This is a genomic window from Streptomyces sp. NPDC006463, from assembly GCF_042870715.1.
Lineage (GTDB): Bacteria > Actinomycetota > Actinomycetes > Streptomycetales > Streptomycetaceae > Streptomyces.
The window spans coordinates 71,645-87,229 of record NZ_JBIAHP010000006.1; the positions used below are offsets into that span (position 1 = coordinate 71,645).

The following is a 15,585-nucleotide window of genomic DNA, read 5'->3' on the forward strand; positions in this document are numbered from 1 at the left end:
TCAGTTCTGCCTTTCGAGGAGGAGGCCCGTGGGCTCGTTCGGGGTGCCGTGGTCGGCGATCTGCGCACCGCGCAGCCAGGTGGACTTCACGACGCCGTGCAGGGTCTTGCCCGCGTACGCCGTGACCCGGTTGCGGTGGTGGAGTTCCGCGGGGTCCACGGTGAAGGTCTCTTCGGGCGCCAGGACGGCGAAGTCGGCGTCGCGGCCCGCCTCGATCGCGCCCTTCTGCGCCAGGCCGGCCAGGGCGGCCGGGGCGGCGGACATCCAGCGGACGACGTCCTCCAGGGAGTGTCCGCGCCGGCGCGCCTCGGTCCAGATGGCGGGCAGGCCCAGCTGGAGGGAGGAGATGCCGCCCCACGCGGTGGAGAAGTCGCTGGTCTTCAGGTCCGCGGTCGAGGGCGAGTGGTCCGAGACGATGCAGTCGATGGTGCCGTCCGCGAGCGCGTCCCACAGGAGGTCCTGGTTGGCGGCCTCGCGGATGGGCGGGCAGCACTTGAACTCGCTGGCGCCGTCAGGGACTTCCTCGGCCGTGAGGGTGAGGTAATGCGGGCAGGACTCGACGGTGATCCTCACGCCCTCGGCCTTGGCGGCGGCGATCAGCGGCAGCGCGTCGCTCGACGAGAGGTGCAGTACGTGGACCCGCGCGTTCAGCCGCTTCGCCTGGGCGATCAGGTTCCCGATCGCGGTGTTCTCGGCGTCGCGCGGGCGGGAGGCGAGGAAGTCGGCGTACTTGGGGCCGGGGACGACCGGGGCCGCGTCCAGGTGGTGCGGGTCCTCGGCGTGCACGATCATCAGGCCGCCGAAGCCGGTGATCTCGGCGAGGGAGGCGGCCAGCTGCTCCTGGTCCAGCTCGGGGAACTCCTCGACGCCGGAGGGCGACAGGAAGCACTTGAAGCCGTAGACGCCGGCGTCGTGCAGCGGGCGCAGGTCCTTGACGTTGTCGGGCAGGGCGCCGCCCCAGAAGCCGATGTCCACGTGCGCCTTGGTGCGGGCGACCTCCTGCTTGACGCGCAGGTTGTCGGTCGTGGTGGTGGGCGGCAGGGAGTTCAGCGGCATGTCGAGGATCGTGGTGATGCCTCCGGCCGCGGCGGCCTGGGTGGCCGTCCAGAAGCCTTCCCACTCGGTGCGGCCCGGGTCGTTCACGTGGACGTGGGTGTCGACCAGGCCGGGGAGCAGGACGTCGTCGCCGAAGTCCTCCAGCCGGGCTCCGGCCGGTACCTCGGCGTCGTGCGGCAGCACGGCCGTGATCTTCCCGTCGGCGACGGCCACCGAGGCGGCGCGCGTCCCCTCGGGGGTGACGACGCGCGTCGAGCGCAGTACCAGTTCCACAGCCACGTCGGACACCGGAACCTCCCCATCTACTTCCACAGAGCGAAATTCAACGTTCTGTTGACGGAGTCTGCGGGGCGATCCGGAGCCAGTCAAGAGCGCCCGGACGGACCACTGACGCGCAGGCACTGCAATTGGATGTTTCCACAAGATGGAATTAAGATTTCGCTATACAGAATGTAGCTACCACCATCGAGGGACGGGAGGGTAACTTCCCGAGGACGTCCGCCACCCGGACAAACCGCCTCTGACCGGCGGGGACGGCATCGCCCCTGCACTAGGGCCGACGCCGACCGACCGGTAGGCTGATTCCTTGCCTGCCAGCACCGAAAGGACCGCGCCGTGCCGACGTCCAGCGCCAGCACCACCGACGCTTCCGCCAAGCCCACTGCCGCCAGCGGTGGCGTCCAGTCCCTTGAGCGCGCCTTCGATCTGCTCGAACGCATGGCCGACGCCGGGGGCGAAGTCGGTCTCAGTGAGCTCTCCGCCGCCAGCGGTCTGCCGCTGCCGACCATCCACCGCCTCATGCGCACCCTCGTGGCATGCGGTTATGTACGTCAGCAGCCCAACCGACGTTACTCCCTCGGCCCCCGGCTGATCCGCCTCGGAGAGTCCGCGTCGCGGCTCCTGGGCACCTGGGCCCGCCCGTACCTCGCCCGCCTGGTCGAGGAGACCGGGGAGACGGCGAACATGGCCCTGCTCGACGGGGACGAGATCGTCTACGTCGCCCAGGTGCCGTCCAAGCACTCCATGCGCATGTTCACCGAGGTCGGCCGCCGGGTGCTCCCGCACTCCACCGGAGTGGGCAAGGCGCTCCTCGCCCACACCCCCGCCGACGAGGTACGAGCCCTGCTGGCCCGCACCGGAATGCCGGCGGCGACCGAGAAGACCATCACCACGCCCGAGGGCTTCCTCGACGCGCTGGAGCAGGTCCGCAAGGTGGGCTACGCGGTCGACGACAACGAGCAGGAAATAGGAGTCCGCTGCCTCGCCGTGTCGGTGCCGAACTCGCCGACCGCCGCCGCGATCTCCATCTCGGGCCCGGCGGGCCGGGTGACCGAGGCGCTGACCGAGTCGATCGTGCCGATCCTGCAGGGCGTGGCGGCCGAGCTGTCCGTGGCCCTGTCCAACCAGAACCCCGCCTAGCAGCAGCCCCGGCAGGCAGTCGTACGAAGGCCCCGGCCGCCCCTCGGAGCGAGGGGCGGCCGGGGCCTTCGCGTGTGTCAGGACGACGCCGGGACCGGGTCCGGGCTCTGCGACAGGCGGCCGTCGGCCATCGTCGCCGTACGGTCCATCCGGTCCAGGTGGGCGTGGTCGTGCGTGACCAGCACCGTGGCCGTCGAGCGCTGGCGGGTCAGCGTGACCAGCAGGTCGAGCACGGCCGCGCCCCGCTCGTGGTCGAGGGCGCTGGTCGGCTCGTCGACCAGCAGCACGGCGGGCTCGTTCATCAGGGCGCGGGCGATGTTGATCCGCTGGCGCTGGCCGCCGGAGAGCTGGTGGGGCCGCCTGTCGGCCTTCTCCGCCAGACCCACCGCGTCCAGCAGCTCCAGCGCGCGCCTGCGCAGCGCCCGCGCGGGCCGGCCCGATACGTGCGCCATGACCTGGAGCTGTTCGGCGGCGGTCAGCGAGGCGAGCAGGTTCGGCTGCTGGAAGACGATGCCGATCTTCTCCCGGCGCAGGGCCGACTTCTCGGCGGCGCTCAGCGCGGCGGTGTCCTGGCCGGCGACGACCACCCGGCCGGAGTCCGGGGTGACCAGCGTCGCGGCCACGGCGAGCAGGCTGGACTTGCCGGAGCCGGAGGGGCCGATGACCGCCGTCAAGGTGCCCGCGGGCACCTCCAGGCCGACCGAGTCGAGGGCGGTGAGCCTGCTCTCGCCGTCGGGGTAGGTGAGGGTGACGTCGTGCACGAGCAGGGTCATCGGGCGCTCCCGAGGGCGGTCAGCGGGTCGACGGCGGTGATCCGCCGGATGGACAGGGCCGCGCCCAGGGCACCGAGCACGATCATGACGGCGGCCGGGACGAGCACGGTGGCGGCGTCGAGCACGAAGGGCACGTTCCCGCCGCTGATCAGCGCGCCGAAGCCGGCGGCGAGCGCCGTGCCCAGCCCGGTGCCGATCGCCAGCATGACCACGGCCTGGCCGAGGGCGTCCTTCAGCAGATACGGCGTCGAGGCACCCAGTGCCTTCAGCACGGCGACGTCCCCGCTGCGCTGGATGGTCCACACGGTGAAGAAGGCTCCTATCACCAGGGCCGAGATGGCGAAGAGGAAGCCGCGCATCAGCTGGAGCGAGCCGTTCTCGGCCTGGTAGGAGCCTATGGCGCCCAGGGCCTCGTCCACGGTCTGGGCCTTGGTGGCGGCGGCCTTGTCCGCGGCCGCCAGGTCCATGCCGTCGCCCGAGACGGCGACGACGGTGGCGAGCGTGTCGGGGGAGGTGCCGGGGTTGCCGATGCGCTGCCAGTCGTTCAGGTCCATCCAGACGACAGGGGTATGGCTGTAGGCGGCGGTGCCGCAAACCGCGGCGACGGACAGTTCGAGCGGGCCGATCCTGAGCCTGGCGCCCGCGGTGAGGCCGCCCAGCTCCTTCGCGGCCTTCTCGGTGAGCACCACCCGTCCCTGGGCGAGGCCGCTGCCGCGCGGGCCGAGCTTCCCCGAGGGCTCCACCCCGAAGACCGAGACGGCCGCGGTGCGCTCGCCCGAGGCGGCATTGGTGGTGCGGATGCCGAGCGGCTCCGCCGACGTCACCCCTGGCTGCCCGCGCCATGCCTGCCAGGCCTTCTCCTGCACCTGGGAGTTGGTGAAGGAGACCTTCTGGTCCCCGGCGGGCGCGGCGAAGGCCAGATGGGTGGCGGGCAGCCCGGTGACGGCCGAGATGTTCTCCCGGGCCAGACCGGAGGTGAGCCCGGACAGCAGGCCGACCAGCAGCGTGATCAGCAGTACGACGGAGCCCATGAGGGCGAACCGGCCCTTCGCGAACCGTAGATCTCTCCATGCGACGAACATGTCCCCACCTTGGCCGTCCGCGTGGGCACAAGGCATCGCGCCACGGTAGCGATCCTCGTATCGAAGGACGCATCCGGACATCAAACTTTTGGTTGACCGGGGGTGGTCCGGGCCCACTTAGGCTGGTCAGGTCATGGCTGCTCTGAATCCTCCCGCTCCGCCCGCTTCCCGCCCCCTCACCCCCGTCTCGAAAGTGCTGCGGCTGTGCCTGCACGCGCTGCTCCTCGGGCTGCTCGCGCTGGCCGCCGGACGGGCCGTCGCCGACTCCGCGCCCGGGGCCGGCTGGGTCGTCGCCGTCTGCGCGGCCCTGGCCGCCGTGTACGCGGGCGGCGTACGGGCCCCCGCCGTGCACGCGTCGCCGCGCGCCGGGGCGGTGTGGCTGGCCGCGCTGGGTGCGCTCTGGCTGGCCCTGCTGGCGGTCTCCCCCGACGGGCTGTGGATCGCCTTCCCGCTGTACTTCCTGGAGCTGCACCTGCTGCGGCTGCGCTGGGGTGTCGCGGCCGTCGCGGTGACCGCCTGCGCGGCCATCGGCGGTTTCCTCGCGCACAGCAGCGCGGTGACGCCCGGAGCCTTCCTCGGGCCGCTGCTGGGCGGGGCCGTGGCGGTGGCGACCGTTCTGGGCTACCAGGCGCTGTACCGCGAGAGCGAACGCCGACGGGAGCTGATCGAGGAGCTCATCACGACCCGCGCGGAGCTGGCCGCGGCCGAGCGCGGCGCGGGGGTCCTGGCCGAGCGGGAGCGGCTCGCCCGGGAGATCCACGACACGCTGGCCCAGGGACTGTCCTCGATCCAGCTGCTGCTGCGGGCCGCCGAGCGGGCGCTTCCCGTGGACTCGCCGGCCGTTCCCCACATCGCGCGGGCGCGGGAGGCCGCCCAGGAGAACCTCGCCGAGGCGCGTCGCTTCGTACGGGCCCTCACCCCGCCGGACCTGGAGCACGGGTCGCTCGCCGCCGCGCTGGAACGGCTTTGCTCGGGGGCGCCGGGGCCGCGGGTGCGGTTCTCGCTGAGCGGCAGGCCCCGGGTACTGCCCACCCCGTACGAGGTGGCCCTGCTGCGGATCGCGCAGTCGGCGCTGGCCAATGTGGTGCGCCACGCGCGCGCCGGGCGGGCCGAGATCACGCTCACCTTCATGGACGCCTCCGTCACCCTGGACATCGTGGACGACGGGCAGGGCTTTGACCTCTCCTCCGCCCCGTCGGGCGAGGGCGGCTTCGGCCTGCCGGCGATGCGCTCGCGCGCCGAGACGCTGGGCGGGCTGTTCACCGTGGAGTCCGGCTACGGCCAGGGCACGGCCGTGGCCGTCACCCTGCCCCTTCCCCTGGAGGCCGTCTGATGACCGTCCGACTGCTGCTCGCGGACGACCATCCGGTGGTCCGGGCGGGCCTGCGCGCGGTGCTGGACACCGAACCGGACTTCACGGTGGTCGCCGAGGCCGCGACCGCCGAGCGGGCCGTGGAGCTGGCGGCCGCCGAGCCGGTGGACGTGGTGCTGATGGACCTCCAGTTCGGGGCCGGTATGCACGGCGCCGAGGCGACGGCCCTGATCACGGCACGGCAGGGCGCGCCCCGGGTGCTGGTGCTGACGACGTACGACACGGACGCGGACATCCTGGCGGCCGTGGAGGCGGGCGCTTCGGGCTACCTGCTGAAGGACGCCCCGCCGGAGGAGCTGGCAGCGGCGGTACGTACGGCCGCGGCGGGCCAGTCGGCGCTGGCCCCGGCGGTGGCGCTGCGGCTGATGGACCGGATGCGGACCCCGGCGGAGGCGCTGACGAAGCGGGAGCTGGAGGTGCTCCAGCTTGTCGCGGACGGCCTGTCGAACCAGCAGATCTCCAAGCGGCTCTTCCTCAGCCAGGCCACGGTCAAGTCCCACCTGGTGCACATCTACGCGAAGCTCGGCGTCGACTCCCGCACCTCCGCGGTCGCGGCCGCCGCCACCCGCCGCCTGATCCGCACGCCGTAGGGGGCCAGCCCCAGCTCGGATACACCGGGCCGCAGGCGGGTGCGCGGCCCGGACCGGCGGGAGCATCGGGGTGTCGAGTCCCCGACCGGAGAGCGAGTCCCCCGATGTCCACCGCCGTCGTACCCCACCAACTGACGCCCCCCACCGAGGTCCGCACCGCCTTCGCACTCTGGCTGACGGCGGTGGCCGCCGGGGCGTTCGAGACCGCGCTCATGCTCGGCCGGGTTCCGGCCGACCAGATCGCCGTCGGCCTGGTGGTCCGCCTGACCGTCTTCACCGCGGCCGTCCTGGTCGCCTTCCGCATGCGCTCGGGCGCGCGCTGGGCCCGGATCACCCTGGCCGTCGGCCTCGGCATCGTCGGCAGCGCCTCGCTGGTCGTGGAACCGCTGAGGTACCTCCTCGACGGAGGGTCGCTCGCCGACGCCCTGTCGCGTGCGGACACCCTCGACCTGGTCTTCGGCGCGAGCCGGACGGTCCACCTGGTGGCCGTCCTGACGGCGGTGGCCCTGATGTTCCGCCCGGCGGCGAACGCGTACTTCCGCAAGCGGCCGTAGCCGCCGGGCCTACGCCACCCAGTACGGCCGATCAACCGCCGGGGTCAGCGGGACGCCCTCGTGGAAGGCCTGCGCGAGGCGGCGTACGCCCTCGTCCAGGCGGTATTCGGGCAGCGTGTACGGGATCCGGAGCCGGTGTTCGAAGGTCCCCGGGTCCACACCGAAGCGGGCCCCGCGGCCGATGTGCACCCCGGCGGCCGCGGCCCGCTCCCCCAGCGCGGAGCTGACCGGCTCACCCAGGTCGACCCAGAGCGAGAGCCCGCCGGGCGGCAGCCGCCAGGACCATTCCGGGGTGTGGCGCTGGAGGGACCGCACCAGGGCCTCGCGCCGGGTCCGCAGCTGCGCCAGGCGCGCGGGCAGGGTCCGGTCCAGGCTCTCCAGCAGCGGGAGCGCGACGAGCTGGTCGAGTACCGAGCCGGTCATGTCGGCGGAGACGCGTACGGCCGTCAGCTCGGTGATCATCTTCGCGGTGGCCCGGACCCAGCCCACCCGCAGGCCGCCCCAGTGCGTCTTGCTGAGCGAGCCGATGGTGATGACGTGGTCGGCGCCGCCGCGCGGGGCCAGCGAGGCCAGGGGCGCGGGCGCGGGAACGTCCAGCGCGATGTCGGCGATCGTCTCGTCCACCACCAGCCAGGTCCCGGTGGCCCGGGTGGCCGCGAGCAGCCGCAGCCGCTGCTCCGTCGGCATCAGCGCGCCCGTCGGGTTGTGGAAGTCCGGGATCACGTACGTCAGCCGGGGCACGGTCTGACGGAGCGTCGACTCGGCTATCTCCATGTCCCATCCCGCGTCGGAGACGGCGATGGACCCGGTGCGCAGCCGGGCGTGACGCAGGGCGTCGAGGGCGTTCGCGTAGGTCGGGTTCTCGGTGACGACCCGGTCCCCGGTCCGGCAGAGCAGGCTGACGACCAGCGCGAAGGCCTGCTGGGCCCCGGCCGTGACCAGGATCTGCTCGGGGCGGGTGGGCAGCCCGCGCCGGGTGAACCGCTCGGCGACGGCCGTGCGCAGGTCGGGCAGGCCGAAGGGGTGGTAGCCGGGGGTGCGGGCGAACCGGGGCAGCCTCGGTGCGGCCCAGGCGAAGGCCTCCGACAGGCTGCCCTCGGGTGCGCCCATGGCCGCGATGGCGAGGTCGATGCCGGGGTCGTCGTCGGCGCTGTAGCCGCCGGCCCCGACGAGGAGGTGCGCGCCGACGGGACGGTGGCCGTCGGGGAGTTCGGTCCAGGTGCCGGAGCCGCGGCGGCTGCGGACGTAGCCGCTCTCCCGCAGCAGGTCGTAGGCGCCGGTGACGGTGGCCCGGCTGGCGCCGACCGCCTCGGCGAGCTCGCGCTCGGCGGGCAGCCGTACGTGCAGGGCGATGCGGCCGTCGAGGATCAGCGTGCGCACGGCGTCGGCGAGCGACCGGTAGCCCGGGCGGGCCAGCACGTCGGCCGGGAGCAGGGCCGCGAGCTGTCGGCTGCCGATGGTTCTGTCCGCTGTCTGGACCACTCGCCCGTTCGCCATGCCAACCTCCCCTGATTGGCTCTGACGGCCAGGCCAATCGGGGACCAGACTCGCCGTATTGGACCCCGATTGGCAAGGAGCTTCGGCGATGCTGACCGACCGTGACGAACGAGCCCTGCTGGCCGCCACCGAGAACCGGATCTGTGAGCCGCTGCGGATCGGCGCCGCGCTGGCCGCCGTACGCGGCGCCCTGACCCGGGGAAGACGGCCGCTCGCGCAGACCCAGGAGCGAGAATCGGTGGCATGCCATCCCACACCGACCACATTGACCACCCAGACCACACCGACCACCCCGACCGGACCGGTCAGACTGCTGCACCGGTGATCGCGGGCCTCCTCCTGGCCGCCGGTGGCGGCCGTCGGCTCGGCGGCCGGCCCAAGGCTCTGCTCCCCTACCGCGGCCGCCCGTTGGTCGAGAACGCCGTGCGGGTGCTGCGGGAGGCGGGCTGCGGCCCGGTGCACGTGGTGCTGGGCGCCTCGGCGTCCGAGGTCCGCGAGCGCGCGGACCTGGCCGGCTGCGTGGTCGTGGACAACCCCGACTGGGCGCAGGGCATGGGCTCGTCCCTGCGGGTCGGCCTCGCCTCCCTGGCCGGTACGGGCGCCCGCGCGGCCCTGGTCTGCCTGGTGGACCAGCCGGGCATCGGGCCGGCGGCCGTGGCCCGGGTACGTGAGGCGTACCGCTCCCCGGCGAGCCTGGTGGCGGCGTCCTACGACGGCGAGCGCGGCCACCCGGTGCTGTTCGGCGCGGACAGGTGGGCGGACATCGCGGCGACGGCGACCGGCGACAAGGGCGCGCGCGTGCACCTCGCGCGACACGCCGAGGAGCTCACGCTGGTGGAGTGCGCGGACATCGCGGAGGCGTACGACATCGACACCCCGCCCGACCTGGCCCGCCTGCTCTGAGCGCGGTGTAACGGGAGTGGCACTGAGGGCCACCGCGAACCGGAATCTGTCGACTCGGAGAATCTCGACATCAACAAACCATTGAACTTCCACCATGAGGAAATTACTATCCACTGGTCAGAAGCGCCCTGAACCAAAGACGGCGCCCGCGACCGTATCCCGGAACTCTCCACACCCGACGGCACTGCGTGCCGTCCAGCGCGAGCATTCCCCCGCGGCCGCAAGGCACCGCCGCTGAAGGAGTGACAGATATGTCCGCACCAGCGCCGTCCCCGCTGGCCATCGTCGCAGCCGAGCCCCTGCCCCGGCAGGACGAAGTCCTCACCGAAGCGGCCCTCGCCTTCGTGGCCGAGCTGCACCGGCGGTTCGCCCCCCGCCGGGCGGAGCTCCTCGCCCGGCGCGGCGAGCGCCGAGCCGAGATCGCCCGGACCTCCACCCTCGACTTCCTCCCGGACACCGCACAGGTCCGCGAGGGGGACTGGAAGGTGGCCCCGGCGCCGGCCGCGCTGAACGACCGCCGTGTGGAGATCACCGGTCCGACGGACCGCAAGATGACCATCAACGCCCTGAACTCGGGTGCCAAGGTCTGGCTCGCCGACTTCGAGGACGCATCCGCTCCCACCTGGGAGAACGTCGTCCTCGGCCAGCTCAACCTCATCGACGCCTACGAGCGCCGCATCGACTTCACGGACGGGCGCACGGGCAAGACGTACGCCCTGCGGCCCGCCGACGAGCTCGCCACCGTCGTGATGCGGCCGCGCGGCTGGCACCTGGAGGAGCGCCACCTCCGGTTCGAGGGCGGCCCGGCCTCCGGCTCGCTCGTCGACTTCGGCCTGTACTTCTTCCACAACGCGAAGCGCCTGATCGACCTCGGCAAGGGCCCGTACTTCTACCTGCCGAAGACGGAGTCGCACCTGGAGGCGCGCCTCTGGAACGACATCTTCGTCTTCGCCCAGGACTACGTCGGCATCCCGCAGGGCACCGTCCGCGCGACGGTCCTGATCGAGACGATCACCGCCGCGTACGAGATGGAGGAGATCCTCTACGAGCTGCGCGACCACGCCGCCGGCCTGAACGCGGGCCGCTGGGACTACCTCTTCTCGATCGTGAAGAACTTCCGTGACGGCGGCGAGAAGTTCGTCCTGCCGGACCGCAACGCGGTGACGATGACCGCCCCGTTCATGCGCGCCTACACCGAACTGCTGGTGCGCACCTGCCACAAGCGCGGCGCGCACGCCATCGGCGGCATGGCGGCCTTCATCCCGTCCCGCAAGGACGCCGAGGTCAACAAGGTCGCGTTCGAGAAGGTCAAGGCCGACAAGGACCGCGAGGCGGGCGACGGCTTCGACGGCTCCTGGGTCGCCCACCCCGACCTGGTCCCGATCGCGATGGCCTCCTTCGACGCCGTGCTCGGCGACAAGCCGAACCAGAAGGACCGCCTGCGCGAGGACGTCTCGGTGGCCCCGGGCGAGCTCATCGCCATCGACTCGCTGGACGCGAAGCCCACGTACGAGGGCCTGCGCAACGCGGTCCAGGTCGGCATCCGCTACATCGAGGCCTGGCTGCGGGGCCTCGGCGCCGTCGGCATCTTCGGCCTGATGGAGGACGCGGCCACCGCCGAGATCTCGCGCTCGCAGATCTGGCAGTGGATCAACGCCGGTGTCGTCTTCGAGAACGGCTTGACGGCGACGGCCGAGCTGACCCGCGAGATCGCGGCGGAGGAACTGGCCGCCATCCGCGCCGAGGTCGGCGAGGAGGCGTTCGCGGCCGGAAAGTGGCAGCAGGCCCACGACCTCCTCCTCCAGGTCTCCCTGGACGCGGACTACGCGGACTTCCTCACCCTCCCCGCGTACGACCAGCTGCTCGGCTGACACCCCTCTTCCGGCTGAAACGCACAGCAGCCGGACATCCCCGACTCCGCCCTCGCTGCCACCAGGCAGCGGGGGCGGAGCTGTTTTCCGGGCGCCGAGCCGAACGACCGATCGGTTGTTACTTGTTCGTAACTTACCTGTACCTAGCGGTAACAAGTGGGCCCGTGTCACCTTTCCGATTGCCACCGGCCGGCGGTACCCCCACTTCCCCAGCCATGCACCGGAGTTCGCTCCGGCTTCGCCATGGCCTACCGCAGGAGTTCCGCAGTGATCGGATTCCGCAACGCCAGCAAGGACCGGGCCCGGAGTCGAGTGCGACGATTCGCCGGGGCCGGGATGGTTCTGCCGCTCGCCGTCGGCGCCCTGGTCGGCGGTTCCGCCGGGACCTCCGTGGCCAGCCCCGGGACCGGGCCCACCGCCGTCGTGTCCATGGGCGACAGTTACATATCCGGCGAGGCCGGCCGCTGGAAGGGCAACAGCCTGACCAACACCGGGAGCCGGAACGGGACCGACCGGGGATGGGTCACCGGCAGCACCTACGACCCCTCGAAGGTCTACGGGAGCACCGCCGGGGGTTGCCACCGCTCCGACTCCGCCGAGGTCAAGAGTGCCGGGGCGATCGCCGACGTGGCCGTGAACCTGGCGTGCTCCGGGGCGACCTCCGAGAACGTCTTCCGCGCCTCCAACGGCGGCGTGGCCTTCAAGGGCGAGGCTCCGCAGGCCGATCAGCTCGCCGCCGTGGCGGCCGCGAACAACGTCAAGGTCATCGCGCTGTCCATCGGCGGGAACGACCTCGGCTTCGCCGACATCATCAAGGACTGCGCCCTCGACTTCGTCCTCTGGAACTCCTACTGCTACGACAACCAGCAGTACGGCGTGGACCAGAAGATCGACCAGGTCATGGACAACGTCGGGAAGTCCGTGGACGAGGTACGGGCCGTGATGCGCGCGGCCGGGTACGCCGATTCCGCCTACCGGATCGTGCTCCAGTCCTACCCGTCGCCGATCCCGCGGGGCGCCGAGAACCGGTACACGCAGAGCGACTGGAGCCGCCTCAACAGCGGCGGCTGTCCCTTCTGGAACCGGGACTCGGACTGGGCGCGTGACTCGCTGGTGCCGCAGATCGCGGGCCGCATCAGGGGCGTCGCCGCCGCCAAGGGCGTGCAGTTCCTGGACCTTCGGGACATGCTCCAGGGCCGCGAGGTGTGCGCCAAGGCCAGCAAGCAGGTGACCTCCACCGTCCCGGCCTCGGCGAAGACCAGCGAGTGGGCGCGCTGGATCGACAACAACGAGTCGCAGGGCCTGATCCAGGAGTCCATGCACCCGAACCACTTCGGGCAGCTGGCCGCGGGTCGCTGCCTCGCCCTGGCCGTCGCCCAGCCCGCGGACTCCGGTGTCAGCTGCAAGAACACCGCCGGAGCCGACCAGAGCGGGATGTACCTGACCCCCGCGCCGTAGCGGCGAAATCCGGGTGATCGAAACGGTTCGGGCTGCCATGCTCTCGGGCATGGCAGCCCGAACCGCACGACCCTCCCTCTACATCTCCGTCGACATCGAGGCCGACGGGCCGATTCCCGGCCCGTACTCGATGATCAGCTTCGGGGCCTCCGTCGCCGGGCGGCAGGACGGCGCTTCGTATACGGCCGCGGACCCCGAAGCGCTCACCTTCTACCGCGAGTTGCGGCCGATCAGCGACGAGTTCGTGCCCGAGGCCCTCGCGGTGAGCGGACTGGACCGGGACCGGCTGGTCCGCGAGGGCGCCGATCCGGAGGCGGCCATGGCCGAGTTCCGCGCGTGGGTGCGCGAGGTCTCCGCCGGCGCGCAGCCGGTGATGTGCGGCTACCCGGCCTCCTTCGACTGGACCTTCCTGTACTGGTACTTGATGCGGTTCGGCGGCGACAGCCCCTTCGGCCACTCCGGATGCCTCGACATGAAGACCCTCTACGCGACGAAGGCGCGCGTCCCGCTGCGGGCCGCCGTCAAGGGCCGGATGCCGCGGGAGCTGCTGTCGCGGCGGCGGCACACCCACCACGCGCTGGACGACGCGATCGAGCAGGCCGAGCTGATGAGCAATCTGATGCTGTGGGAGGGGCCGGCGGACGGACAGGGCTGACAGGACGGACCACGGGCTACGGGCTACGGGCTACGGGCTACGGATCAGCAGCTCTTCCAGGTCACACCGGCGACGTAGAACCAGTCGCCGGCGGGCGCGTAGATCTCCACGTAGCGCGACGCGCCCTTGGGTCCGATGGCCGCGGAGTGGACCTCGTACCTGCCGTTGTACAGGTATCCGGACACTCGCGGACACCTGCCGTCGGCCTTGTCGTCCGTGACGGTGGCCACCACGACGTTCTTGTTCTCGCAGTATTGGATCCACGCATGGCCTTCGGCGCGGCTGGAGTACCAGGCGTCACCGCAATTCCAGTTGGCCCCGGCCGGTGCGGCCTCGGCCGGCCCGGCGAGCAGCGGGATGGCGAGCAGCGTGGCACTTCCCAGCAGTGCCGCGGTCTTCCTTCGCATGGCGGGGCTCCTTCGGTCGGACATCAGAGACGCCTGTCTACACCGAATTGACTGTCCGTCAGTTGCCTGCCGGGGCGGATGGCGCAATGGGGCTGCGCATACGACCGGGGCCGCGCCCTTGACGCGTCACGGCCCGGTACGGCGGTGCGCACGCCACACCCGCAGTGGGTGGCGTGCGCGCCGCCGTGCTGTCCGCGTGCCTGGCCTGTCCGGTCAGTGCACCGGGACCGGATCCGGGACGGCCGCGCCCGCATCCTTCCTGGCGCCGAGGTGGTTGAAGGCGAGGTTGAGCAGGATCGCCACCACACAGCCGGTGCTGATGCCGGAGTCGAGGACGACCAGCAGGTCCTTCGGGAAGGCGTGGTAGAACTCCGGCGCGGCGATGGGGATCAGGCCGATGCCCACCGAGGCGGCGACGATCAGGGCGTTCTCGCCCTTCTCCATGGCCGCGCCCGCCAGGGTCTGGATGCCGCTTGCCGCGACCGAGCCGAAGAGCACGATCCCGGCGCCGCCGAGCACCGGCAGCGGGACGACGCCGATCACGGAGGCCGCCATCGGGCACAGGCCCAGCAGGATCAGGATGCCGCCGCCGGCGGCGACGACGAACCGGCTGCGCACCTTGGTCATGGCGACCAGGCCGATGTTCTGGGCGAAGGCGCTGCACATGAAGCCGTTGAAGAGCGGGCTGATCGCGCTGCCGAGGGTGTCGGCGCGCAGGCCGCCCTCGATGGTCCTCGCGTCCGCCGGGCGGCCGACGATCTTACCGAGGGCCAGGATGTCGGCAGTGGACTCGGTCATGCAGACGAGCATGACGATGCACATGGAGACGATGGCGGCGACCTGGAACTGCGGGGCGCCGAAGTGGAACGGGGTCGGGAAGCCGATCACCGAGGCGTTCTTGACGGCGTCGAAGCTGGTCATCCCCAGCGGGAGAGCTATCAGCGTGCCCGCCACCAGGCCGAGCAGGATGGATATCTGCTGGAGGAAGCCGCGCAGGAACTTGCGCATCAGCAGGACGATGACCAGGGTGACGGCCGCCATCCCGATGTTCTTCATCGAGCCGTAGTCGGTGGCCGTGCGGTTCCCGCCCTGCGACCAGTTGAAGGCGACGGGCAGGAGCGAGACGCCGATCAGGGTGATGACCGTACCCGTCACGACCGGCGGGAAGAAGCGGACGAGTTTGCCGAAGTAGGGGGCGGCGAAGAAGCCGACGACTCCCGCGACGACGATCGCGCCGAAGATGACGGGGATGGCGTCCGCTCCCTCCCCCTTGCCGATCGCGATCATCGGGGTCACACCGGCGAAGGAGACGCCGTTGACGAAGGGGAGCCTGGCGCCGATCTTCCAGAAACCGAGGGTCTGGAGGAGGGTCGCGAGCCCTGCGGTGAAGAGCGAGGCGCCCATCAGGAAGGCGGTCTCGGTGGCGGAGAGGCCGACGGCGGGGCCGACGATCATGGGCGGGGCTACGACACCCGCGTACATGGCGGCCACGTGCTGGAGGCCGCTCGTGAACATTTTCAGCGGAGGCAAGGTCTCGTCGACCGGGTGCTTCTCCTCCGGTACTGCGACTGCGTCTTTGCGAAACCTGGGCGTCATGGCCACGGCTTCCTCCGGTCGGTTAACACGTCGGCAGGGACGTGGGTGTCATGGAGGTGGTGCGAAAGCTGTGCGAGTCGAGCCTGTTTTCAGTTGTGGGTGCGCAGAGCTGTGGGTATGCAGAAACGATTCGCCCGAGTCGGTTCTGCGGAGATCAAGCCAGTGGCACGAGTCACCGCTCCCGGGGGCGCCCGCAAAAGACCGGGCGCTTCCCGGGAACGGCTGCCGCGGACCCCGCTCGGGTCCGCGGCCGCCGGGCGGGGGGGGGCCCCCCCCCCCGGGGGGGGGGGGGCCCCCCCCGGGGGGGGGGGGGGCGGCGCCGCCCCCCCCCCCCCGGGCGGGGGCCCCGACC

General features: G+C 71.7%; 15 protein-coding genes. 9 read left to right on the plus strand and 6 right to left on the minus strand.

Annotated elements, in window-relative coordinates; genetic code table 11:
* Positions 1 to 1,344 carry an allantoinase AllB gene (gene allB / locus ACFYOB_RS13240; RefSeq protein ID WP_388558915.1) on the minus strand — a complete coding sequence of 448 codons (1,344 nt, stop codon included), beginning with the start codon at positions 1,342 to 1,344 and terminating at the stop codon, positions 1 to 3.
* Between the two features lie 327 nt (positions 1,345 to 1,671).
* On the opposite strand from allB, the gene ACFYOB_RS13245 reads away from it, so the two are divergent.
* Entirely contained in the window at positions 1,672 to 2,475 is an 804-nt protein-coding gene (locus ACFYOB_RS13245; RefSeq protein WP_388558918.1) for an IclR family transcriptional regulator, read from the plus strand.
* A 77-nt stretch (positions 2,476 to 2,552) separates the two neighbouring features.
* Here the strand turns inward: ACFYOB_RS13245 and ACFYOB_RS13250 are convergent, their stop codons facing one another.
* Both ACFYOB_RS13250 and ACFYOB_RS13255 read right to left on the minus strand, forming a co-directional pair.
* Positions 2,553 to 3,248 (minus strand): ABC transporter ATP-binding protein, encoded by a 696-nt coding sequence (locus ACFYOB_RS13250; RefSeq protein ID WP_388558921.1) that lies wholly within the window; start codon positions 3,246 to 3,248, stop codon positions 2,553 to 2,555.
* Positions 3,245 to 4,330, minus strand: a complete 1,086-nt coding sequence (locus ACFYOB_RS13255; RefSeq protein ID WP_388558924.1) for an ABC transporter permease — start codon at positions 4,328 to 4,330, stop codon at positions 3,245 to 3,247. The genes ACFYOB_RS13250 and ACFYOB_RS13255 overlap by 4 nt, the downstream gene beginning before the upstream one ends.
* Before the next feature lie 133 nt (positions 4,331 to 4,463).
* On the opposite strand from ACFYOB_RS13255, the gene ACFYOB_RS13260 reads away from it, so the two are divergent.
* The 3 genes from ACFYOB_RS13260 to ACFYOB_RS13270 all read left to right on the plus strand — a co-directional run bounded on the left by ACFYOB_RS13260 (position 4,464) and on the right by ACFYOB_RS13270 (position 6,846).
* On the plus strand, positions 4,464 to 5,663 hold the full coding sequence (locus tag ACFYOB_RS13260) for a sensor histidine kinase (RefSeq protein ID WP_388558927.1): 1,200 nt from the start codon (positions 4,464 to 4,466) through the stop codon (positions 5,661 to 5,663).
* Complete coding sequence (locus ACFYOB_RS13265) at positions 5,663 to 6,292, plus strand: response regulator (RefSeq protein ID WP_388558930.1); 630 nt, start codon at positions 5,663 to 5,665, stop codon at positions 6,290 to 6,292. Before ACFYOB_RS13260 ends, ACFYOB_RS13265 begins: the two co-directional genes overlap by 1 nt.
* 104 nt (positions 6,293 to 6,396) lie before the next feature.
* Positions 6,397 to 6,846, plus strand: coding sequence for a hypothetical protein (locus tag ACFYOB_RS13270; protein ID WP_388558933.1), 450 nt, complete (start codon positions 6,397 to 6,399; stop codon positions 6,844 to 6,846).
* Positions 6,847 to 6,855: 9 nt separating this feature from the next.
* On the opposite strand, the gene ACFYOB_RS13275 is transcribed toward ACFYOB_RS13270, so the two are convergent.
* On the minus strand, positions 6,856 to 8,343 hold the full coding sequence (locus tag ACFYOB_RS13275) for a PLP-dependent aminotransferase family protein (protein ID WP_388558935.1): 1,488 nt from the start codon (positions 8,341 to 8,343) through the stop codon (positions 6,856 to 6,858).
* A gap of 88 nt (positions 8,344 to 8,431) precedes the next feature.
* On the opposite strand from ACFYOB_RS13275, the gene ACFYOB_RS13280 reads away from it, so the two are divergent.
* The 5 genes from ACFYOB_RS13280 to ACFYOB_RS13300 all read left to right on the plus strand — a co-directional run bounded on the left by ACFYOB_RS13280 (position 8,432) and on the right by ACFYOB_RS13300 (position 13,230).
* Positions 8,432 to 8,668, plus strand: a complete 237-nt coding sequence (locus ACFYOB_RS13280; RefSeq protein ID WP_388558938.1) for a hypothetical protein — start codon at positions 8,432 to 8,434, stop codon at positions 8,666 to 8,668.
* The gene (locus ACFYOB_RS13285) at positions 8,665 to 9,246 is read left to right on the plus strand and encodes an NTP transferase domain-containing protein (protein WP_388558941.1); all 582 of its coding nucleotides are present in this window, start codon (positions 8,665 to 8,667) and stop codon (positions 9,244 to 9,246) included. The genes ACFYOB_RS13280 and ACFYOB_RS13285 overlap by 4 nt, the downstream gene beginning before the upstream one ends.
* A gap of 251 nt (positions 9,247 to 9,497) precedes the next feature.
* The gene (aceB, locus tag ACFYOB_RS13290; protein ID WP_388558944.1) at positions 9,498 to 11,117 is read left to right on the plus strand and encodes a malate synthase A; all 1,620 of its coding nucleotides are present in this window, start codon (positions 9,498 to 9,500) and stop codon (positions 11,115 to 11,117) included.
* 336 nt (positions 11,118 to 11,453) lie between these two features.
* Positions 11,454 to 12,575, plus strand: a complete 1,122-nt coding sequence (locus ACFYOB_RS13295; RefSeq protein WP_388559509.1) for a GDSL-type esterase/lipase family protein — start codon at positions 11,454 to 11,456, stop codon at positions 12,573 to 12,575.
* 49 nt (positions 12,576 to 12,624) lie between these two features.
* On the plus strand, positions 12,625 to 13,230 hold the full coding sequence (locus tag ACFYOB_RS13300; protein WP_388558947.1) for a 3'-5' exoribonuclease domain-containing protein: 606 nt from the start codon (positions 12,625 to 12,627) through the stop codon (positions 13,228 to 13,230).
* A 44-nt stretch (positions 13,231 to 13,274) separates the two neighbouring features.
* Here ACFYOB_RS13300 and ACFYOB_RS13305 read toward each other — a convergent pair whose 3' ends face one another.
* On the minus strand, positions 13,275 to 13,637 hold the full coding sequence (locus tag ACFYOB_RS13305) for a hypothetical protein (protein WP_388558950.1): 363 nt from the start codon (positions 13,635 to 13,637) through the stop codon (positions 13,275 to 13,277).
* 213 nt (positions 13,638 to 13,850) lie between these two features.
* Positions 13,851 to 15,233: a nucleobase:cation symporter-2 family protein gene (locus tag ACFYOB_RS13310; protein ID WP_388558953.1), complete on the minus strand. Its 1,383-nt coding sequence runs from the start codon at positions 15,231 to 15,233 to the stop codon at positions 13,851 to 13,853.
* Positions 15,234 to 15,585: the final 352 nt, after the last annotated feature.